Source organism: Pirellulales bacterium (assembly GCA_036490175.1).
Classification (GTDB): domain Bacteria; phylum Planctomycetota; class Planctomycetia; order Pirellulales; family JACPPG01; genus JACPPG01.
This window is the reverse complement of sequence record DASXEJ010000269.1, coordinates 1-21,605: the sequence shown is the minus strand read 5'-3', so window position 1 is coordinate 21,605 and position 21,605 is coordinate 1. Positions and strand designations below refer to the sequence as shown.

At 62.9% G+C, this 21,605-nt stretch carries 18 protein-coding genes; 13 read left to right on the top strand and 5 right to left on the bottom strand.

The window, feature by feature from the left end:
- From VGG64_20240 to VGG64_20230, 3 genes are all read left to right on the top strand, one after another.
- Positions 1 to 1,747, top strand: a 1,747-nt coding sequence (locus VGG64_20240; GenBank protein HEY1601943.1) for a GAF domain-containing protein, incomplete at its 5' end; no start/stop codon positions are given.
- A 178-nt stretch (positions 1,748 to 1,925) separates the two neighbouring features.
- Complete coding sequence (lhgO, locus tag VGG64_20235; protein HEY1601942.1) at positions 1,926 to 3,125, top strand: L-2-hydroxyglutarate oxidase; 1,200 nt, start codon at positions 1,926 to 1,928, stop codon at positions 3,123 to 3,125.
- A 101-nt stretch (positions 3,126 to 3,226) separates the two neighbouring features.
- Positions 3,227 to 3,763, top strand: a complete 537-nt coding sequence (locus VGG64_20230) for a hypothetical protein (GenBank protein HEY1601941.1) — start codon at positions 3,227 to 3,229, stop codon at positions 3,761 to 3,763.
- A gap of 200 nt (positions 3,764 to 3,963) precedes the next feature.
- Here VGG64_20230 and VGG64_20225 read toward each other — a convergent pair whose 3' ends face one another.
- The gene (locus tag VGG64_20225) at positions 3,964 to 4,713 is read right to left on the bottom strand and encodes a 16S rRNA (uracil(1498)-N(3))-methyltransferase (protein ID HEY1601940.1); all 750 of its coding nucleotides are present in this window, start codon (positions 4,711 to 4,713) and stop codon (positions 3,964 to 3,966) included.
- A 267-nt stretch (positions 4,714 to 4,980) separates the two neighbouring features.
- On the opposite strand from VGG64_20225, the gene VGG64_20220 reads away from it, so the two are divergent.
- Positions 4,981 to 5,799, top strand: a complete 819-nt coding sequence (locus VGG64_20220) for an AAA family ATPase (GenBank protein HEY1601939.1) — start codon at positions 4,981 to 4,983, stop codon at positions 5,797 to 5,799.
- A 102-nt stretch (positions 5,800 to 5,901) separates the two neighbouring features.
- Here VGG64_20220 and VGG64_20215 read toward each other — a convergent pair whose 3' ends face one another.
- Positions 5,902 to 6,393: a DinB family protein gene (locus tag VGG64_20215; GenBank protein HEY1601938.1), complete on the bottom strand. Its 492-nt coding sequence runs from the start codon at positions 6,391 to 6,393 to the stop codon at positions 5,902 to 5,904.
- An 81-nt stretch (positions 6,394 to 6,474) separates the two neighbouring features.
- Between VGG64_20215 and lepB (VGG64_20210) the strand changes: the two genes are divergently transcribed.
- The 3 genes from lepB (VGG64_20210) (at position 6,475) to lptB (ending at position 10,974) form a co-directional block, all read left to right on the top strand.
- The gene (lepB, locus tag VGG64_20210) at positions 6,475 to 8,121 is read left to right on the top strand and encodes a signal peptidase I (protein HEY1601937.1); all 1,647 of its coding nucleotides are present in this window, start codon (positions 6,475 to 6,477) and stop codon (positions 8,119 to 8,121) included.
- 181 nt (positions 8,122 to 8,302) lie between these two features.
- Positions 8,303 to 10,087, top strand: a complete 1,785-nt coding sequence (gene lepB, locus VGG64_20205) for a signal peptidase I (GenBank protein HEY1601936.1) — start codon at positions 8,303 to 8,305, stop codon at positions 10,085 to 10,087.
- Between the two features lie 80 nt (positions 10,088 to 10,167).
- Positions 10,168 to 10,974, top strand: coding sequence for an LPS export ABC transporter ATP-binding protein (gene lptB, locus VGG64_20200; GenBank protein HEY1601935.1), 807 nt, complete (start codon positions 10,168 to 10,170; stop codon positions 10,972 to 10,974).
- Positions 10,975 to 10,995: 21 nt separating this feature from the next.
- Here the strand turns inward: lptB and VGG64_20195 are convergent, their stop codons facing one another.
- Positions 10,996 to 13,140 (bottom strand): hypothetical protein, encoded by a 2,145-nt coding sequence (locus tag VGG64_20195; protein HEY1601934.1) that lies wholly within the window; start codon positions 13,138 to 13,140, stop codon positions 10,996 to 10,998.
- Positions 13,141 to 13,376: 236 nt separating this feature from the next.
- Between VGG64_20195 and VGG64_20190 the strand changes: the two genes are divergently transcribed.
- Positions 13,377 to 14,543, top strand: a complete 1,167-nt coding sequence (locus tag VGG64_20190) for an aminopeptidase (protein ID HEY1601933.1) — start codon at positions 13,377 to 13,379, stop codon at positions 14,541 to 14,543.
- A gap of 122 nt (positions 14,544 to 14,665) precedes the next feature.
- On the opposite strand, the gene VGG64_20185 is transcribed toward VGG64_20190, so the two are convergent.
- Positions 14,666 to 15,790, bottom strand: a complete 1,125-nt coding sequence (locus VGG64_20185) for a peptidylprolyl isomerase (protein ID HEY1601932.1) — start codon at positions 15,788 to 15,790, stop codon at positions 14,666 to 14,668.
- Positions 15,791 to 15,989: 199 nt separating this feature from the next.
- On the opposite strand from VGG64_20185, the gene rsmD reads away from it, so the two are divergent.
- Both rsmD and VGG64_20175 read left to right on the top strand, forming a co-directional pair.
- Complete coding sequence (gene rsmD / locus VGG64_20180) at positions 15,990 to 16,634, top strand: 16S rRNA (guanine(966)-N(2))-methyltransferase RsmD (protein ID HEY1601931.1); 645 nt, start codon at positions 15,990 to 15,992, stop codon at positions 16,632 to 16,634.
- Positions 16,635 to 16,752: 118 nt separating this feature from the next.
- A complete protein-coding gene (locus VGG64_20175) occupies positions 16,753 to 17,118 on the top strand; it encodes a cupin domain-containing protein (protein HEY1601930.1) in 366 nt (121 codons plus the stop codon).
- Positions 17,119 to 17,164: 46 nt separating this feature from the next.
- Here the strand turns inward: VGG64_20175 and VGG64_20170 are convergent, their stop codons facing one another.
- The gene (locus tag VGG64_20170) at positions 17,165 to 17,950 is read right to left on the bottom strand and encodes a sugar phosphate isomerase/epimerase family protein (protein ID HEY1601929.1); all 786 of its coding nucleotides are present in this window, start codon (positions 17,948 to 17,950) and stop codon (positions 17,165 to 17,167) included.
- A gap of 202 nt (positions 17,951 to 18,152) precedes the next feature.
- Here VGG64_20170 and VGG64_20165 point away from each other — a divergent pair, with 202 nt between their 5' ends.
- The 3 genes from VGG64_20165 (at position 18,153) to VGG64_20155 (ending at position 21,461) form a co-directional block, all read left to right on the top strand.
- Positions 18,153 to 18,950, top strand: a complete 798-nt coding sequence (locus tag VGG64_20165) for a Nif3-like dinuclear metal center hexameric protein (GenBank protein ID HEY1601928.1) — start codon at positions 18,153 to 18,155, stop codon at positions 18,948 to 18,950.
- Positions 18,951 to 19,104: 154 nt separating this feature from the next.
- Positions 19,105 to 19,854: a glycosyltransferase family 2 protein gene (locus tag VGG64_20160; GenBank protein HEY1601927.1), complete on the top strand. Its 750-nt coding sequence runs from the start codon at positions 19,105 to 19,107 to the stop codon at positions 19,852 to 19,854.
- Complete coding sequence (locus VGG64_20155; protein ID HEY1601926.1) at positions 19,851 to 21,461, top strand: hypothetical protein; 1,611 nt, start codon at positions 19,851 to 19,853, stop codon at positions 21,459 to 21,461. Before VGG64_20160 ends, VGG64_20155 begins: the two co-directional genes overlap by 4 nt.
- The last annotated feature ends 144 nt before the right edge of the window (positions 21,462 to 21,605 follow it).

The following is a 21,605-nucleotide window of genomic DNA, read 5'->3' as shown; positions in this document are numbered from 1 at the left end:
CGAAGTCAGCCAGTCGATCACCTCGCTTCAAGGCTGCCTGATTGGCCGCATCAAGCAACCCGCCGCCCATAGCGACGTCACGTATTCCGATCAGATCGTGCGGATCCTCAATGCCAATTGCGTGGAATGCCACCGCGCGGGCCAGATTGCGCCGTTCCCACTGACCTCGTACGACGAGACCGTGGGTTGGGCCGACATGATTCAAGAGGTGGTTTCCGAGCGTCGCATGCCCCCTTGGCACGCCGATCCCTCGATCGGCACGTTCAGCAATGACTGCCGCCTGAGTGACAAGGACCTGGCACTGGTCGAGACCTGGGTCAAGAACGGCGCCCCCGAAGGTGATTCCAAGAACGTCCCACCGGTCCCCACCTTTACCGATGGTTGGCAGATTCCGCAGCCGGACGAAATCATCTTCATGGCCGACGAACCGCACAACGTGCCCGCCGAAGGGACCGTCGAATACCAGCGGTTCGTGCTGGATCCAGGCTGGACCGAGGACAAGTGGCTGAAAGCTATCGAATGCAAGCCGGGTAATCCGGCCATCGTGCATCACATTATCGTGTACGTGATTCCACCCGGCGTTGCTCCGACTGGTCGTGCTGGCCGTCTGCAAACGAATTGGCTCGCTGCGTTTGCTCCGGGTTTGCGTCAAGAGCCCCTGCCCGAAGGCTACGCTCGCTTTGTGCAGAAGGGCTCGAAACTGCTGTTCGAGATGCACTACACCCCCAATGGTGTGGCGCAGACGGACCGCAGCTTTGCTGGCTTTGTATTTGCCAAGCCTGAGACGGTGAAGAAGGAAGTCGCCGTGCAGAACGCGGGCAACTTCACGTTCAAGATCCCGCCGCAGGACCCCAACTTCGAAGTTGAGAGCGAGTTCGTCTTCCGGCAGAACGCCACGCTGCTGACGATCTCGCCGCACATGCACGTCCGCGGCAAGGACTTCTTCTACGAGCTGATTTACCCGGATGGCAAGAAAGAGACGCTGTTGTGGGTTCCCCACTACGATTTCGGCTGGCAGACCACCTATTGGCTGACCGAGCCGAAGCTGATCCCCCGCGGTGCCAAGATGCACTGCGTGGCCCACTTCGACAACTCGCCCGATAATCTCGCCAATCCCAATCCCAATGCCGAGGTGAGCTGGGGTGAGCAGACTTGGGAAGAGATGATGTTCGGCTGGTTCGAAATGTCGCTCACCGACCAGGACCTGACCGCGCCGGCCACCGATTCGGCCCTGCGGGTGAAGGAATTCCTCAAGCAGGCCGAAGGGGACGCGATCCAGGTCGACGACCAACTGAAGCAGTTGGCGCGCACGGCACTGGAATCCCCCAAGCGGTTCGAGCTGGTGACCTGGCAGATTCTGGAACTCGTGCCGCAGGTCGACCGGGTGTGCATCACCACGGTCGATGGCGACAAGCTGCGTCTGAAGCTGGTGCAAGATCGCATCGGCCTGAAGACGCCGTTCCACAGCACTTCGACCGTGGCCAAGGCGCAGGGAGACGCGCTGGCCGATTATGCACTGGCTGACAAGGTGGTCGTCAATGACTCCCTGGCAGGGGTCAAGGGTCCGACCATGAACAAGCTCGCCAAGAAAGATATTCGCTCCAGCATGCACGTGCCGGTCAAGATCGATGGCCAACCGTGTACGGTTAATTTCTGGAGCACCGAGGAAGGTGCGTTCCCGCCCCAGGCGGCGCAGCTACTCGAACAGATCGCGCATCTGATGGTCGAGGGAGCCCCCGCCAAGTAGACGCGCGAGCTGTCAACCAAACCGCCACGCCAGTGCCCCGTGCGTCGCTCTTTAGGACGCGCGGGGCACGCTTTTTTAATGGCCGCGCGGAAGTTGCACGCCTAAATCGCAGCGAGAGAAATCATCCTCGCGCGGCGGCACCTTGAACCCGTTCGCCATCGCCAGTACAAGTGCAGCCATGCACAAATACGACGTCGCGATCATCGGTGCCGGAATCGTCGGGCTGGCCACCGGCTACCAACTCACCCGCCGCTTCCCGCAACTACGGTTGGTGATCGTCGAAAAAGAAGCCTCGCTAGCCCAACATCAGACGGGCCATAATTCGGGTGTTCTGCATACCGGCATTTACTACAAACCGGGTTCGCTGAAGGCCGTCAATTGCCGCACCGGCAAGGCGGCGATGGAAGCGTTTTGCCGGGACGAAGGCGTTCCGTTCGACATCTGCGGCAAGGTGATTGTGGCCGTCACGGCCGACGATCTGCCGGCGCTCGATCGCATCTACGAGCGCGGCCAGGCCAATGGCGTCGCCTGCACGATGATCGACCAGGCGCGATTGAAGGAGTTGGAACCGCACGCCCAAGGGGTGCGGGCCATCCATGTTCCCGAGGCCGGCATCATCGACTATCCGCAAGTCTGTCAGCGGCTGGCCGAGCACATTCGTCGGCACGAGGGGCAAATCGTCACCAGCGCACGCGTCGTCAAGGTCCACACCGCGACCGACGAAGTGCAGGTCGAAACCACGGCCGGCACCTATGCGGCCGGCTATGTCGTGAACTGCGCCGGCCTGCAATGCGACCGCGTAACGGCTATGACCGGCCAGCGGCCGGCGGCCAAGATCGTCCCCTTTCGCGGCGAATACTTCGAGCTCAAGCCCGAGGCCGCACACCTCTGCCGCAACTTGATCTATCCCACGCCCGATCCGGCGTTTCCGTTTCTCGGCGTCCATTTCACGCGCATGGTTCATGGCGGCGTCGAGTGCGGTCCCAACGCGGTGCTGGCCTTCGCGCGCGAGGGCTATCACAAGACCGATATCAACCTGCGCGACCTGGCCGAATCGCTTTCTTACCCAGGTTTCTTGCGGATGGCGGCCAAATACTGGCGCACCGGGCTGGGCGAGATGTGGCGCAGTGTCAGCAAGCAGGCCTTCGTGCGGGCGTTACAGCGGCTGGTCCCCGAGATCCGCGCCGAGCATTTGGTGGCGGCGCCGGCCGGCGTGCGCGCCCAGGCGTTATTGCGCGACGGCAGCCTCGTCGACGATTTCCTCATTCAAGACGCCGCCCGCGTGGTCAATGTGCAAAACGCTCCCTCGCCCGCAGCCACGGCCTCGTTGAATGTGGGAAACCTGATCGTCGATCACCTGGCGCAGCGGATGGGATAGCAGGCTCGCGCGTCATCGCCGTCCGCTATAATGATCCGGCGTTCGTTGCGTCGCGCCAAAAAACTCTCGCTCACATCCCCTCCTCGATCAAGGGATCACACATGAAAACCACGCACGTGCTAGGACTGGCCCTGTTGGGTTTGACTTTCTCCGCAAATCTTTTTCAAATCGCGAGCGCCGCGGATGATCCGAAGCCGGCCGAGGCCAAGCCGCTCGATCAAGCGGCGCTCGAGAAAGAATTCCAAGAAACGATGTCCGGCGCGACGTTGATCGGCACCTTCACCGTCCGCGGACAAAAGGATAAAAAACTCAACGAAGAAAAATACACGATCGAGAGTGTCAAAAAGATCTCGGGCGACAAGTGGCAGTTCAAGTCGCGCATTCAATACGGTACCCACGACCTGACCGTGCCGCTGGCCTTGGACGTGAAGTGGGCCGGCGACACGCCTGTCATCACGCTCACCGACATGCCGGTGCCCGGCTTTGGCACCTTCACCTCGCGGGTGTTGGTCTACCGCAACGAGTACGCCGGCACCTGGGACGGCGGCAATCACGGCGGCCAACTCTTCGGACGGATCGTCCGCAAGGGTGAGTCGACCGAAGCGAAGCCAGAGGAAACGAGCGAAGCGTCGAAGTAGCAATGAAGTGCGATTCCTGAACATGGCGACGCCTTGAGAAGATCAACGCGCGATCGGCTCCGGGCCGCGCCACATCAGGTAGGACAAACCTCCTTTGGGTGCCTGGTTTGGGTGCCATGCCCACGCCGATGCGTGGGCATGCAAACGAAAACAATCGGGTACCATCGAACTGACCCCGATCGAGCCCGCCAGACTCGCGGTCAAGCGTCGTTGCTCGACGGCGCACTTTCGCCGAGCATGATCGCTGCCGCGGCGGCCAGCGTTGCGGCAGCCGTTTCGACGCGCAGAATGCGCGCTCCCAGATCGACGCCGGTCCAGCCTGCGGATAGGGCCAACCGTGCTTCGTCGTCAGTAAAGCCCCCTTCCGGTCCCACGCCCAGGAACACGCCGGCCGCGGCGGCCGACGGCGCGCCGCGTACGACATCCGCCAGCGTACGATCGGCCCCGGGATGGGCGATCAGGCGGCCAGCAGCGGCCGGCGCGTCACAGACAAACGCACGCCATTCCTGCGGCGGTTGAATCTGCATCAGGCGATTACGGCCGCACTGCTTCGAGGCTTCGACTACGGCCCGTCGCAGACGATCGACTACATTTCCCACTGGCTGCGCCACGCCACGCGCCGTGGCCAAAGGGACGAAGTCGGTCACGCCCAGTTCGACCAGTTTCTCGATCAGCCACCGCTGACGATCCCCCTTGGGGAGCGACGCGCCGACCACTACCGGCGCGGCCAGCTCGCGCTCGATCGCACGATGCGCCAGCACTGCTAGCTCGATCGTGGAACGTGCCACGCGTTCGACCACGGCCGCATACTCTCCCCCTGCGCCATCGAACAGTATGACCTGATCACCCGCTTTGGCGCGCATGACATGGGCCAGATGATGTGCCTCGGCGTCGACCAACGTCGCCCGTGCCCCGCTGATGCGTGTTTCGACGAAATAGCGTTGCGACATACGGCCCTGGGTGGTGAATGCGTCAAGTTTCGCTGGAGATTCTACCGAAACACCAAGAGTGACGGAATTATGCCTTGGCGGTCGCCGGGGCGTTGCTAGCGCCCGTGCGTGTTCAACCAGGTAACGCGGACCGGTTCCTGGCCACGTTCGTCACGCGCCCACCAGGCAACACGTCTACGCCACGGCCATCGGCGCCCACACTCATCTCGCCAAGCAATCGCAACCGAAGCCGGCGCGCGGCGCCGGAGCAGCGAACAAGGATCGCCCATGTATCTCGCCCATTGGGGATTGCAAGCTCCTCCGTTTCGCAACGCGATTGACCCGCATTATTTCTTCCAGAGCCCCACGCATGACGAGGCACTGGCCCGGCTGCACTTCCTCATCGAGGGAGAGCATCGCGCGGGGCTGCTGTTGGGGCATGCCGGCAGCGGCAAATCGTTGCTGCTGGAAGTGCTGGCCGTCGAGGCCCGCCGCCGCGGCCGCCCGGTGGCGAAGCTGAGTTTGCTCGGGCTCGACAAGCAGGAATTCCTGTGGCGCCTGGCGGCCGTGTGGGGTCTTGATCTTGTGCCGACCGCGACCGCCTGCGAACTGTGGCGCGTGCTCGCGGACCACGTCATAACGCAACATCTGGAACGCGTGGCCAGCGTGGTCTTGCTAGACGATGCCGAGGAGGCCACGGCGGACGTGCTCGCCCAGGTGTTGCGGCTGGCCCAAACCGACGTCGATACGATTCCGGCCACAACGCTGATCCTGGCCGCCCGCACTCAGCACGTCGGTCGACTGGGAGAACGGCTGCTCGAACTGGCCGATCTGCGGATCGACCTCTTGAAATGGAACGCCCAGGACGTGCAGCATTACCTGGAAGATGGGCTGGCCCGCGCCGGACGGCACGAGCCGGCGTTCGCGCCCGAGGCCATTACCCTGTTGGCCGAAATATCGCAGGGGGTCCCACGCAACGTGGTGCAACTGGCCGATCTGGCCCTGATCGCCGCCGCCGGGCAGGAGCTGGCGCTGGTCGACAGTCACACCGTCGAATCGGTGGTGGCTGAACTGGGTGTGGTGCATCAACTGGTCGACACGCGATAGCCTCGCCCCCTACAGCCGAGCGTGGTAACAGGAACAGTTCACCACCGAGTCGCAGAGGCACAGAGACGCGCAAACCGGCAAGTAAGCCACGAATCGCGCGGATCACAGGAATGTTGGTGCCGCGATTCCGCGCTTTTTGCTCTGCGTTTTCAAAATCGCGATTTGCCCGGCGTGGTACAGGTCGTGGTGGATAATCACGTGCAGCAGCTCTTCCCGATCGATGTGATCCTCTGCAGCTCCGCCGGCCCATTGTTCATCGGTTAAATTGGCGATCGCGTCTTCGAGCGCCTGCTGGCTGGCGGTGAGGCGCTCGAGGGTTTGCCGCCAGGCGGCCTCGCTCGTATCGGCGATCGGCGGCCAATTCTCCTCGGGCGAGAGCTTCCGTCCCGGGCCCGTCAGGCGGCGCCGCACTTCATCCTTCCAGGCCATCATGTGCAGCACCAGCGTCCAGATGCTGTGCGTGCCAACGGCTGGCTGGGCCACGGCCTGTGCCGCCGAAACGTCGGCCAGCAATTCTGCCACCGCCGGCCCATGCCAGGCTGGTCCAAAGTACGATTTGTGCAGCAATTGCCCCATCCGCGCGGCAGTTGTCATCGGAGGTTTCTCCGCTTTGGTTTACAATCACGGGCAAGCGCTCGCCCCAGACGCTAGCAATTCTTGCAAACGGCTCGGACCATGTCGACCACCAGCGACAACGCCACGCGACCGCTCACCGCGCCACGTGAACGCGATCAATCCGCTGGTGCGCATCCCGCATTCCGAAGAACTGCGGCCAGACAGTCGTCAGCCGCGCGCCGGCGGTTCAAGCAATCTGGCACGCTACGCACCATCGGCGAAGCCGTTCTCCTGGGCGTCATCGTGCTGATGCTCATCAACACCTGGCTCGTGGCGCGCTTCACGATCGATAGCAGCTCGATGGCCCACACCCTGCTGGGTCCGCACGTGCAGATCGCTTGCCCGGATTGCGGATTTCATTTCGTGGCTGGCATCGAGGGAACGGCCTCAGACGGCCGACTCGCGATTTGTCCGAACTGCGGCCAGGCTGGCGCGCAACTATCGACGGCCGACACGACCGCGGGCAATGGTGTGTTGGTCGACAAAACCGCGTTCGCGTGGCGCACTCCGCACCGCTGGGAAGTTGCCGCCTTTCGCACGCCGCAGGCGGCCAGCGAGCTTTCCGTGAAACGGGTCGTCGGCCTCCCTGGCGAGCGCATCGAACTCATCCAAGGCGAGGTCTACGTCAATGGCCAGATCGTTCGCAAAACCTTGGCCGAGCGCCACGCGCTGTCGACGGTCGTGTACGACGATCGCTACCGCGACCAGGCCGCTAGCGGGCCACGCTGCTGGCAAGCCGACCCCGGCTCGCGCTGGACCACGACCGACGCGGGCTACGATTTTCGGCCGGCCGATGCGGACGGTTCACCACGGAGGCACGGAGGCACGGAGAGAGGGCCGAATGGTGAAGGCAGAGTGAAGGATGACGACGACAATACGCAGGGCACCGAAGGGCACAAGTCGCCGGCGGCCGTTTCCGATTCATCATTCATCATTTCTCATTCATCATTCCCCCTCACCTGGCTCACATACCATCACGTGCGGCGCGACCCTGTGAGTGGCGCTGCCGGCGAGTCGCCTATTGTCGACGTTTGCGGATACAACCAGACGTTGCCCGTGGCTGAACTTCATCCGGTGCGCGATCTGGCGCTGTCGTTTCAGCTGACGGCAGCGGGGCAGGGGACGTTATATCTAAAGGCCAACGACGGCGCGCACGATTTCGTCGTGGCGCTAACAGCCGACGGTGCTGTTGAACTGCGTCAAGGAGAGGACGTGCTGGCGGGTGCCGCAAGCGGCAAACCCTTGTGTGCCGCGGCGCGCTCGGTCGAGCTGTCGCTGATCGACCGCTCGTGCCTGGTGGCCATCGATGGTGTGGTCCTTTTGGACTATCCCTTGGCTTCGTCCGAGTCGAACGCGCCTGGCGTGTCGCAACCCTTCGCCGTGGCCAGCGACGGACTGTCGTTGCAGTTGACCAACGTGTGCATCCGCCGAGACGTGTACTACGGCCAGCCCCTGCAGCCAGAGGACGCGTCTTCCCAGGACACGGCAGCCCGCTTGGCGGTCGTGCTCGCGAGTGACGAATTCTACGTGCTGGCCGACAACAGTCCGTTGGGACTGGACAGCCGCTACGCGGAATTCGGTCCGGCCGTGTCGGCTAAGTTGTTGGTGGGCAAGCCTTTTATCGCCCAGGGTGGGAGCCGCGCGTGGCCCGCCCGCTGGTGGGGGATTCAAGTTCCGGCCCCTTGCGAAATCCGCTATATTCGGTGACCTTTGACGAATACGAGAGTGTTTGGGCCACGTAGCAGAACTTAGGCGACCGCGGTTTGCGACCAGGAGTGCCGTCGCGAGCCATGCCGGCTACGGTGCGTGGGCGGCATGCCACACTGGGCCTAGGACGCTTCGGTTGCTGAGCGGGGCAAGCATTTGACGGTCTGAAAGGCCACTCTCGATGGCAAAAACAAAGCCTGCGGTCGTTTCCAAAAAGAAGACCGCCGCCACGACCTCGGACGCTCCGCCGCCGCCGCGCAAGGACGGCATCCGCGAGACCGTCGAGTCCGTGGTGATCGCTTTCGTATTGGCCTTTTTGTTTCGCGCCTTCGAGGCCGAAGCCTTCGTCATTCCCACAGGCTCGATGGCGCCCACGCTGATGGGCGTTCACAAGGACCTGGCCTGCGAAAAATGCGGTATCCCGTACCGCATCAGCGCCAGCGAGGAACAGGACGAGGCCGCTGAGAGTTACCGGGCGGCTATGAAAGATGGCCGCCGTGATGCCCGCGAGCGCGACAACGCCGCTCGGGCCCTGGCCGAGCGCGATGTGATCGCCGGTGTCTGCCCGAATTGTCGTTATCAGATGGATATCGATCCGCAGACCGCCGAAGGTCGCAAGTTCCCCACTTACAAAGGGGATCGCATCCTGGTCTCGAAGTTTCCCTACGACTTTGCCGATCCGCAGCGGTGGGACGTGGTGGTCTTCAAGTACCCGCAAACGGCCAACGAGAATTACATCAAGCGTTGCATCGGCCTGCCCAACGAAACAGTCGTGATCTACGGCGGCAATATCTACACCCACGATGCCGATGGGCAAGGGCGCGAGATCAAGCGCAAGCCCCCCGACAAAGTCAGGGCGATCATGCAGACCGTGTACGACAACGATTACACGGTCGCCGACCTGGCCGCGGCTGGCCTGTCGCTGCGCTGGAACGCCATGGAACCGGCCGATACGGGGTCCTGGCAGCCGCTCGACGGATACTTGGGCTATCGCACCGACGGTTCGAGTGAAGCCGAGGCCTGGCTGGGCTATCAGCACCGTCTACCGAGCCACTTGGATTGGTCCGAGTTTACGAAGACCAAAAGGTTCGTCGACGACGGGACCGAGATTCCGCCCCGCCTGATCAGCGATTTCTACGCCTACAACGCCGGCTCACACCGCAACTATGGCGCCGTGCCCGATGGCGAGTCTCAGGGCCTGCACTGGGTGGGTGATTTGATCCTGGAATGTGATTTGACTTGCGAGCCCGCTGGATCCGGCAAGGACGCGCAAGCCATGCTTCGCCTGGTGCGCGGTGGGCGGACGTTCGACTGTCTGATCGACGTCACTACGGGTCAGGCACGGTTGGCCGTAAATGGCGAAGACATGGGCGCCAAGGCCCAAACCAAGGTCAGCCCTGGCACGCGGCATACGCTTTCGTTCGCCAATGTCGATGCGCAATTGATTCTGTGGGTCGATGGCAGCCTGATCGAATTCGACGGGCCCACGACCTACGAGCCACTCGAAAACGACATCCCCACAATCGAAGACCTGACGCCGGCCCGCATCGGATCGAAAGGCGCTGGGTTGCAGGTCGAGCATTTGCGGCTGTTGCGCGACGTCTATTACATCGCCACGCAGTACGTCGACTCGAATGCGCAAATCCGCATGTGCGACTATAAGGCGCCTGTGGCTGGTTTTTTGGCCAAACCCACGAGCTGGCCGAGCGTATTCGCCAGCCAACGGTCGGTCGAATTCCCGCTCCGCTCCGACGAGTTCCTGATGTTGGGGGATAACAGCCCCCGCAGCGCGGATAGCCGTCTGTGGCGCGGGCCCGACGGCCGCCCCGAGCATTATGTGAAACGCGACTTGCTGGTAGGCAAGGCCGTATTCGTGTATTGGCCCCATTCCTGGAACCGGATTCCTGGCACTAGGATCCCGTTTCCGTTCTTCCCGAATTTTGCCCGTATGAAGTTTGTGCGTTAGCTTGCCGACAGGTCACCGCGCCGCATGCCAAGCGGCCGGCGCGCCAGGCGGGCAGATGATCGGTCATGGAGGACCACGCGATGGCGATGTTGGAAGTCCACGGATTGGTGAAAATCTACGGCTCGCGCCGCGTTGTCGACGGCGTCGACTTTGAGGTCGCCAGCGGCGAGATCGTAGGGTTGCTCGGGCCCAACGGCGCCGGCAAGACGACCAGCTTTCGCATGGCCTGCGGCATGATCGAGCCCAATGCCGGCAAGGTCATGCTCAACGACCTCAACGTCACAACCTGGCCCATGTATCGCCGCGCGCGCGACGGCGGCATGGGCTACTTGGCGCAAGAATCGAGCGTCTTTCGCAAGCTCAGCGTGCAACAGAATCTGCTGGGCATGATGGAAATGCTGGGCTTCGATCGCAAATCGCGCCGCGTGCGCTGTGATGAATTGCTCGAGCAGTTCAATATCACCAAGCTGCGCAAGAGCCTGGCCATGTCGCTCTCTGGCGGCGAGCGGCGCCGCCTCGAGATCGCCCGCTGCCTGGTCTCGAACCCGAAGCTGATCTTGCTCGACGAACCCTTCACCGGCATCGATCCGGTGACGATTGCCAGCATCCAGGATATCATCCGCGGCCTGCGCACGGCGGGGATCTCGATTTTGATCACCGACCACCAGGTCCGCGAAACGCTGCAAATCACCGACCGCAGCTACGTCATCCGCGGCGGCAAGGTGCTCTGTCACGGCAAGCCCGACGAAGTCCTCAGGAACCCCGAAGCGCGCAAGTATTACTTCGGCGAAGGGATGGACCTGGGCGTATCGGCCCCGGCCGCGCCACACGGGATGGTCGATTCGCTGCGCACGCGGCTGAAGCGCGAGAGCACGCCCCAGGCCTAGCATTGCCGGGGGCGGAGCGCGTTATTGCTCGTCTTCTTGCAAGCCCAGCCGCGACAGCCAACGCCCGCGCGGCGCTTTCTTCGATTTGCCCCCCGGATCATTCGCCACGTTGGCGTCGTGCCGCGCACCGTGCTCGTCGAGTGTTCTTTGCCGTTCGTCGATCTCGGCCCGCGTGCGAGCCAACTGGGCGCGTTGCAGCGAAATATCGACCTCGGCCTGCCGTAGCTTCTGCTCCCATTCGGCTTCGAGCTGCGCCAGACGCTCCTGAACCAGCTCGTGAGAGTCGATCGATGGCGCCGGCGCGGCCCGCACGACGGGCATGGCGCCCTCTACTTCTCCCTGCTCTTCCAGGCGGCGCTTCAGCTCCTCGATTTCTTCTTGCTTTTCGCGGAGGGTCGAATCCGTCGTCAGGATCACGCTTTCGATCTGCAACCGCTCGGCCCGCCGCGCTTCATCCTGATCTTCGTTGTCTTGCTCCAGGCTCTCCAGCAGCTGACGCTTGCGGGCTTCCCAATCCATGGGTTGGCCAGGCACGGCCACGGTGCGCACGCCGCTGGTCGCTTTCTTCGACAACTCTTCGTTTTGTTTCTTCAAGTCGCGGATGTCGCGCACGGCCATTTCGTAACGCTGAGTCAGGTCGGCCAGCTCGCGATCGGCGCCCGCGTCCGGTTTCTCGCCGCCTGCTTGCTGAGCCAACGCCAGAGCCGCCTCGGCTTCGGCCACATGGCGCAACAAGGAATCGCGTTCGCTAACCAGCGCCGCCGTCTTCGCCAGGGCGCGGGTTTGGGCCTCGGAGTCTTCCGCCGCCGTGACGTTCGACAGAGCCGCGTCCCGCGCGATTTCGCCGCGCAAATCTTCCAGCGCGTGTTGCAGTTCCGCAGTACGCGCTTGCTCTATTTCCAGGTTCTGGGCCGCCGTCGTGGCACGCGCCTCGGCATCGGTGCGATCGCGCATCGACTCGTCGATGCGGGTTTTTGCTTGGGCCAGCTCGGCGCGAAGCGTTGCTTGCACGGCGGCCTCGGCGGCCAGGTCGTCGCCGCGCAGCCGCAATTGCTCGCGCAACCGATCTCCTTCGCGGCGGGCGTCGGCCAACAGCGCATCATGGCTCGATTGCGCGCTGGTATTGTCTCCCGCGAGTTGCACGAGCCGCTCATTGACCTCCTGCCGATGTGCTTCGCGCTCGTTTCGCAGTTGTTCGGCAATGCGGCGTCGCTGAACGCGGGTCCGCTCGTGCTCGGCTGCAACTTCGGCCAGATCCTGGTCCAGCGCTAACAGCCGTTCCTCGACTCGTTTCTTCAACAGCGTTAATTCGTCGCGGGCCGCCTGCTGCTCGCTGACGACCGCGCGCTGGTCTTGCCGCAGCTTAGCCACGGCCGCTTCGTTTTCGGCTTTGCGAGCCTGGCACTCGGCTTGCTGTCGGGCCAGTTCTTGCTGCTGCTCGGCATGCCGCTTGGCCGCCGCTTCTTGCTCGACGGCCGCGCTTGCGCTTACCCGCTGCACCTCCGCCTCATACCGCGCGGCTTCTTGCAAGCGCTTCTCGGCATCGCGCAGCTGTTCCTGCACGGCTTGCCGCTGGGCGATCCGCTCGCGCTGCAACTGTTCTGCGATTTGCCGGCGTTGCGACCTGGTGCGCGTTTGCTGTGCTGCGACTTCGACCTGGGCTTGATCGAGCTCCGCCAGCTTGCCTTCTGCTCGCGCGCGCAACTGGGCCAGTTCTTGGGCAGCCGCCTGCCGCTCGCCGACGATTATCTGCTCGTCCTGACGGAGCTGCGCCGTGGCGACGTCGATCTGTTGGGCCCGTGCCTCGAGTTCGGCTTGCCGCCCCGCGCAGGTGGCCTCGTGCGCGGCTAATGCGGCGGCGCGGTGGTCGAGATCCGCGGCCACCTTGTCCAGTTCGGTCGCACGCTCCGTCAGCTCGGTCGTGCGTGCCAGAGTTTCGCCGGCCCGTTCGACATCTTCCGTGCCACGGGAATGTGACGATGCCAGCCGCCCGTCGAGGTCGGCGGCCACCGCGTCCAGCCGCTCGAGAATGTCGGCCTCGAGCTTTCCCAGCCGTTCGCGTCGCGCGGTGGCGAGCGCCTGCATCCGTTCGCGCCGCGCGTCCAGCGCGCGCGCGATCGTGGATTCAGCGCGAGTCGAGTCAGGCTGTGTCGGGTGCGCATCCATGTTGTTGTCAATCGATCGCGCGGACGGCCACGGGGCGCGCAGTGATTTGCCGCGCGACCGACCGGTCCCAAGTGTTCGCAAGGCGCGATTTTTTTCCTACATTCGTATAGGCCGCGGGTTACGACGCGTCAAAGTGCCGCGCCGCTGGCGGCCAATCGTAGGGGTTGTAACGCCCGCGAATAAGGCGAGCCTGGCACCGCGGCGGCCGATTGTTGGCTGAGGACGAATCGCCTATTATGAACGCCCCAAAGGGCACTGAGATCACTACCGAACGGCGTTGCGAGCTTATGAACGACCCACGCATAGAGCGGTTGGCCGAAATTCTGATCGACCATAGTTGCGAACTGCAGCCGGGCGAGAAGATCCTGATCGAAGCCATTGATGTTCCCTCGCCCCAATTGGTATGCCGGCTGGTCGAGCTGGCGGCCGCCCGCGGCGCGATACCGCTTGTGACGTTGAAAAACAACGAGGTGCTACGCGCGCTGTATCGCACCGGCACGACGGAGAACATGACGCTGGCCGGCCATCTCGAGGCCGAACGGATGAAGGAAATGAACGCCTACATCGGCGTCCGCGGCGCGACCAACAGCAGCCAATTCTCGGACGTTCCGCTAGAGCGCATGGACCTGTATCAGAAGCATTGGTGGCATCCGGTCCACAGCGAAATCCGCGTCCCCAAAACGAAGTGGGTCGTGCTCCGCTATCCCACCGATGCCATGGCCCAGGCCGCTAACATGAGCACGTCGGCCTTCGAGGACTTCTACTTTTCAGTCTGCACGGCCGATTACGCCAAGATGGCCAAGGACCAAGAGCCGCTGGTCGCCAGGATGAAGGCCGCCGATCGGGTGCGTCTTGTCGGGCCGGGCACGGACCTGCAATTTTCTATCCGCGGGATCGACGTCCGTCCCTGTTATGGCCAGCGGAACATTCCCGATGGAGAAGTATTCACGGCGCCAATCCGCGACAGCCTGGAGGGGACCATTCGCTACAACGCTCCCTCGCGCTACCAGGGGACCGTGTTCGAAGGGATCGAATTCGAGTTCCACCAGGGAAAAATCGTGCGCGCCACCAGCCGCAACGAGTCGGACAAGCTGAACAAGATTCTCGATTCCGACGAGGGGGCCCGCTACATCGGCGAATGGTCTATCGGCTGCAACAATCTGGTGCGGCAGCCGATGCTGGACACGCTCTTCGATGAAAAGATCGGCGGCTCGATCCATCTCACGCCGGGCAACGCCTACGACGAGTGCGACAATGGGAATCGCAGCCGGGTCCATTGGGACCTGGTGCTGATTCAGACGCCCAACTATGGCGGCGGCGAAATCTGGTTCGACGACGAGTTGGTGCGCCGCGATGGCCGCTTTCTGCCCGCAGATTTGCAAGGCCTGAACGAGGGGCTATAACCGCCCACGCCGCACGGCCGGCCACGGCCGCGCCCCAGGCGCAGCGTATCAATCGCGGAGGCTGTGCGCAAAGTCTCTTGCGTACGATCGGCGGCCGAACTCGGGTCACTTAGGGGCCCGCGCTATTTGGCCAGCGTCACGGGCTCGTACTTATGGTCGCGCTTCCGTACGACTGTGGCCTTGATGATCTTGTCGGCCTCGGGCGGATTGGCCGCGCCGGGGTCGCGCTTTTGCAACTCAGACAAGACGTCCAGACCCTCGATGATGCGGCCAAACACGGTGTGCAGGCCATCAAGATGCGCCGTCGGGGTGAACGTCAGGAAGAATTGCGATCCGCCGGTGTCTTTGCCGGCATGGGCCATGCTCATTGATCCGCGAAAATGCTCGCGGTGATCGTCCCGCCCGCACTCGCAGGCGATCGTATAGCCCGGGCCGCCGGTGCCATCCCCCTTGGGATCGCCCCCCTGAGCCACAAAGCCGTGGATCACACGGTGAAATGGGGTACCGTCATATTTCTTGGCTTCAACTAGACTGATGAAATTGGCAACGGTGTTGGGCGCCTCGTTCTCGAACAACTCGACGACGATGTCCCCCTTGCTAGTCTTCAGCTTCACGCGCGGCAAATCGTCGGCCTTGGCCTCGGCCGCGCGGATCTCGCTCTCGCGGGCCCATTTCTTCTGATACTCGGGCACTTGCTCATAGAGCTGCTGCCCCTTTTCGTCTAACGTTTTGGCGTCGGCGGCGATCTTGAAATCCTTGGCGGCCGTGTCGAAATCGTTGGACCAGAACGCCTCGCGGCCCGCGACCGCGGGAAGTGATTTGTTGTCGTAACCCTTGTCGATCAGGATGTTCGACACCCGCAAGGCTTCCTCGTACTTGTCCTTACGCTCGGCGGCCACAATGATCGATTCCAGAAAGGCGCCCACGTCTTTGTGCTTGTTGGGCTCTGCTATGTAGGCGTCTTCGGCCGCCTTCTTGATCTTGGGCTCCATAGCCTCGGCGCGCTTGAAGATTTCCTTGCGCTGCTCGGCCAGCTTTTCACGATCGTCCGGCTTGGCTGCGCGGTCCTCGGCGGTATTCTTTTTCAGTTCGGCCAGAATCTTCTTCCAGTCGGAAAACACCGCTTCGAAGGCGGCAACCGGGTCCTGCGATGCGTCCTTTTTCGACGAGTCCTGAGCCTGTACGCGCGGAGCAGCCACCGCCAAAACGCCTGCTGCCAGAATCACCAGGCAAACACGGAAGTGCATTGTGCCAAACCCTCTCGGAAAAAGTGTTGGAAAACGGCAGCGGCGCTTGCTCACCTTACGCTTCCGCCTGGGAAATCGTAAACGTACCATAGTTGTATACGTCGCGACATGCTCAAATGGCTGCGCCAGCGGGATAAGCCCGCCGCACGACCGTGGTGTCGCCACTGCCGTTAGTTCGACGTAATCAGCATCATATATTGTGCGCTCAAAGGACTCCGACGTGAACCGCCCCTCACGGTCTGCACGCAATCCGCCGCGTGACGACCCCCCAGCGTCGAGCCCTACCCCCCTGCGGATAATCGGGGGCATGTACGCGCGGCGCCGGCTCAAATACACCGGCGACGTACGCACGCGCCCGATGAAGGATCGTGTGCGCGAGGCTGTTTTCAATCTGGTCGGTCCGTCGGTCGTCGGCGCACACGCTATCGACCTGTTTGCCGGTACCGGAGCGCTCGGGCTCGAAGCCCTCAGCCGCGGCGCCGCACAGGCCACCTTCATCGAACAGCACTTTCCCACGGCCGCGGTGATTCGTGAAAATATCGCCACGTTACAAGTGGCGGCCGGCACGCAGGTTGTTCCCGCCAACACATTTATTTGGGCAAGACGTCTGCCCGACCTGGGTTCCACTCCCTGGGTGGTCTTTTGTTCCCCTCCCTACGACTTCTACGTCAGCCGCGCCGAAGAGATCATCACCATGCTAACGCACTTGTGGCAGGCTGCGCCCGCCGGAAGTACGTTCGTCGTCGAGGCTGACGAGCGTTTCGATTTTGCCACGCTGCCCGGGCCCGCCGATTGGGATGTGCGCGAATACCGTCCGGCACGCGTCGGCATCCAACGTAAATAAGTAAACGCACGCGAGCAGATGGCCGCGGCCGAGTCCCGTGAATCAGCAATGCCGTCCGAGCGAACAAGCATCGACGACTGAAACCTTCATTTCCAAACACTGTCTGCTGCTAGCACCGATGGACATCCGCAATATCAACGAAGTGGCAGCTTTCACGACCAAAGACGGATCCCAGATTCGCGAGCTGCTGGCCGATCGCAATTCGTGCATCGTCAAGCAAAGCCTGGCCGAAGCGCGGCTGGCGCCCGGCCTGTCGACGACTCCGCACTGGCACCCGCAGACCGAGGAGATTTATTACATCCTCGAGGGAACAGCCCTGATGCGGATCGCCACCGAAACGCGCCCGGTGGGCCCGGGGGATGCCATCGCCATTCCTCCCGGCACTGAACACCAGATCACAAACACGGGACGCGAAGAACTGCGCTTCCTCTGCTGCTGCGCGCCCGGCTACCAGCACGACGATACGGTGCTGGTCGAAGCGTAACGACTCTTGCCGACGATCAGGTCAGGCGCTGCTAATTCAGGCGCTGTTAACTAAGACTCTGTAGAAACTTGATGGCCTGGCCGATTTCGAACGCCGGGTCTTCGGCCTGGTCGCGCGCGACGCACAGAGCCCCGCGATAGTTGAAATCTTCCAGGGCCCCCAGGATCGCCGGAAAGTCCGCCACACCGCGCCCCAGCGCCACCTCGTCGCCGCGTCCGCGCGCCTGATCGCGGACCCCATCTTTGGCGTGCACATACAGAATACTGCGGCCCAGCACCGCCACGGCATCCAAAGGGATAAACCCATTGATGATCAGATTGCCGGGATTGAAAGTTACGCCCAACGACCCGTCCGGCAGCGCCGCGATCAGCCGGGCAAGATCCTCGCCGCTCTCGCTGCCGGTTTCAGCCGTTAGCGTGGCTCCTACGCGTTGCCCAAACGCGCCGAGATCGGTGAGAGCTTCGAGCAGGATGGGCCAATCGGGTGCCTCGGCGTCGGCCGGCACACGGCCCACCTGGTTCACCACGATCGAGCTCCCCAATTCGTAGGCCATCCGCATGACATTTTTTGTCGCCGCGACGCGCTCGTCGAGCGATTCGGCCACGTTGTAGCCACGCCGCGTCGGAAAGCTGACGGCCGCCACGCGCAGGTTCAGGTCATCCAGCAGTTTGCGCAACTGCCGGCGCCCCGAGTCGGAAAGATCGGCAGGACGAATCTCCTCACGACCGTCGATTTCGACGGCCGTCGCACCCAATTGATGGGCCACCTGCAACGCGCGCTTCAGCGGCAAACGCAGGTTGCGTATTTTGATGGCAATTTGAAATGGCGGCATGCACTTCGGTCCTTTCGATCTCGCCGATTCTAACGGCTGTAGCCTCCTGCGACCAACCGACCCGCCCCGCGGGCCTGCAATTGTTTGCACATCAGGGCGGTCGCGGCTCGTCCCGTAGTGAGTCCTTGCGCTACGCTATGCTTAATCGTGCAGAAGCTAAAGCGCGCTGCATGCGTTATCGCTACCCCCAACGAGTCATTCCATGGTTACTGTCGACGACGTGGCTCGCTTCCTGGATGCCTTTGCGCCGCTACGGCTGGCCGAGGCTTGGGATAACGTCGGATTGCTGGTCGGCGATCGCCGCCTCGCCGCCAGCCGCATCATGACCTGCCTGACGATCACGGGCGCCACGGCCGAAGAAGCCGTCGCACAAAAGGCGGATTTGATCGTGGTTCATCATCCGTTGCCCTTCACCGCGCTCAAGCGGCTTACGACCGACGCGCCTGATGGGCGCTTGCTGTGGACGCTGGCCCGCGCCGGCGTTTCAGTCTACAGTCCGCACACCGCCTTTGATTCCGCGCCCGAGGGGATCAATCAGCGGCTGGCCGCGGGTATTGGACTGGAACAGATCGAACCGCTCGTCACGCGCTTAGAAGATCCCGACGGACGGCGACTAGGAACCGGCCGCTGCGGCAGTCCGTTGCGACCGATTTCTTTGATCGAGGTCGTCGAGCGCGTGAAGCGCTTCCTGTCGATCGACGCCGTACAAGTCGTCGGAGATTTACAGGCCCACGTCACTAAGATCGCCGTCGGTTGCGGCAGCGCCGGCGAGTTGTTGGCCGATGCGCGGCGCGCGGCATGCGATTGCTTCGTGACCGGCGAGACGCGATTTCATACCGCGCTCGAGGCCGAAGCCACCGGCATGACCCTCGTCCTGACCGGACATTACGCCAGCGAGCGCTTCGCCCTCGATTGGCTCGCCGAGGTGCTGGCGCGCCAATTTCCCGCTGCCAAGGTTTGGGCCAGCAGTCAAGAGCGCGACCCGCTCCGGTGGGCCTAGAGATCGCACTCTCTTTCGGCACACCGCAGCCGGCGCCCCACCGGCCGTGGCCCAGCGTTGACTTGCCGCCTGAGCCACCTAGAATTGCCAGCGACGATTTTCTGGCGGGCGTTGGCGGCGTTGTCCTGCGCTTTTTCCCAATCGAGGTGCGCCCATGTCGCAACGACTGCTTACGGCCTTGCCCGTGTATAACGAAGCGAGCCACGTCGGCCCCGTCCTGGCGGAAGTGCGCCGCTACAGTAGCGACATCCTGGTCGTCAATGATGGATCGAGCGACGGCACTGCCGAACTATTGGCGGCCGAACCCGGCATTCATGTCGTCACCCACGAGCACAATCGGGGTTATGGAGCGGCACTTCGTTCGGCGTTCGATTTCGCCTTGCAAAACAAATACGACGTGCTGGTCACGATCGATTGCGACGGTCAGCACCAGCCGCGCTTGATTCCGAGTTTCTTCGAAGCGTGCCAGGGCCAGGACATGGTGTCGGGCAGCCGGTATCTGGCCCAGTTCAGCGGAGACAGCCAGCCCCCGGCGGATCGCCGCAAAATCAACGAGCGGCTCACCGCGCGCCTGAACGAACTGCTGGGCCTGCAATTGACCGACGCGTTTTGCGGTTTCAAGGCCTATCGCGTGCCGGCGCTCGCAGAGCTGAAGCTGACCGAGACCGGCTATGCCATGCCGCTCGAGCTGTGGGTGCAGGCCGCGCACGTGGGTTTTCGCATTCGCGAATTGGCGGTGCCGCTGTTATACCTCGACCTGTCCCGTTCGTTCGGCGGAGCCCTGGACGACGCCGACACGCGCTTCGCCCACTACAACGACGTGCTGGCCAGAGCGATGTCCAAACTAGAGCCGCGGCCCAAGACGCCCCACGCGCGTACCATGTGCGGAGACAGGGCCGGATGACCGCCGGCAATGACGCGCCACTAAATCGCCGCTTTCGCGCCCCGCGTGGGAATGGGTCTATACTCATCGATCCCCCGCCGGCCGAAGTGCGCGGCTTGCTCGCCGCCAATATCCAGCGGCGCCGCGCGCATCGTTGTAATCTGCACGGGCGCTCGCTCGATGACCTTTCGACGGCCGGCCGCCAAGAGCTGGTCGAACTGGCCCATCGCTATACGGCCTCTTATCGAAAGGTGGACGTCCCGCACGAGTGTAAGCGGTTGCTCGTCGCCGGGCATCAGCCCGAGCTATTTCATCCGGGCGTATGGTTCAAGAATTTCGCGCTCAATCGACTGGCCCGCGAGAACGACGCCCTCCCCATCAACCTGGTGATCGATAACGACACGGTCAAACATGTGTCGCTGCGCGTGCCGGGCGGATCGCTCGAAGCGCCACTGGTGGAATCGATTCCCTTCGATGTCGCCTCCGACGAAATTCCGTACGAAGAGCGCGACATCGAAGATCGCACGCTGTTCGCCGATTTCGGCGAACGCGCCTCAACCTGGGTTCACGGCCTGGTTCCGAACCCGCTGCTCGAGGAATATTGGCCGCTGGTCCGCGCGCGGACCAATCAGACGCGCAACCTGGGGCAATGCCTGTCCCAAGCCCGGCATCAGTTGGAAGCAGCATGGGGGCTGCAAACGCTCGAGATTCCGCAGAGCCAGGTCTGTGCGCTACAGGCATTTCATTGGTTTACCTCGCACGTGCTCGTCGAGCTGCCGCGATTTCGCGACGTGTACAACGACGCCGTCAACGCTTATCGCCGCCTGAATCACGTCCGCAGCGCCAATCACCCCGTGCCCAACCTGGCCATCGACGGCGAATGGCTGGAAGCGCCGTATTGGTTGTGGACCTCGGCGGCGCCGCGTCGGCGGCGTTTGTTCGTCCGTCGCCACGCTGCCGGCATGACGCTGACCGATCGCCGCCGCATCGAATTCGAGTTGCCGCTGGCCGATGGCGCCGATCCAACCCACGCCATCGAAGCCTTGGCCGGCCTGGCCGCACAGGGGATCAAGCTCCGCAGCCGCGCGCTTGTGACCACCTTGTTTGCCAGGCTTGTCTTGTCGGATCTGTTCGTGCACGGCATCGGCGGGGCCAAATACGATCAATTGACCGACGAACTCATCCGCCGCTTCTTCGGGCTAGAGCCGCCGGACTATCTGGTGATCTCGGCCACGCTGCACCTGGCATCGGCCACCCAGGGCGTCGCTCCGGACGAGGTGCGGCACCTGGATCAGGAGCTGCGCGATTTGGAGTATCATCCCGAGCGGTACATTGCCGCCTTGCACGATTGGGATCGCGCGCCGGTTGATGTCGCGCGCTGGCTGGCGCTCAAATCGCAGTGGTTGCAGACCGAGCAAACCCGCGAGAACGGTCGCGAGCGATGCCATGCCATCCGCGCGGCGAACGAGGCGCTGCAGGCCTGGATCGAGCCGCGCCGCCGCGATCTGCTCAGACGGCGTCACGATGCGATGCGCTTATCGCGCGCTACGAGCGTGCTGACCTCGCGTGAGTACGGCTTTTGCCTCTATCCGGCCGACACCCTGCGAAATTTCTTGGTGGCCGTCTAGCGGGCACTCGGTTGGACAAGCCAACCGTGGCACCCACGATCTTTGATTTCTTCCCTTGAAATCAGGCCAGCACTTACGGCATACTCGCCTCTTAGCCGATTTCGGCCTGAGTGCGTTGCGGTTTGTCAACGACGATTGGCGCCA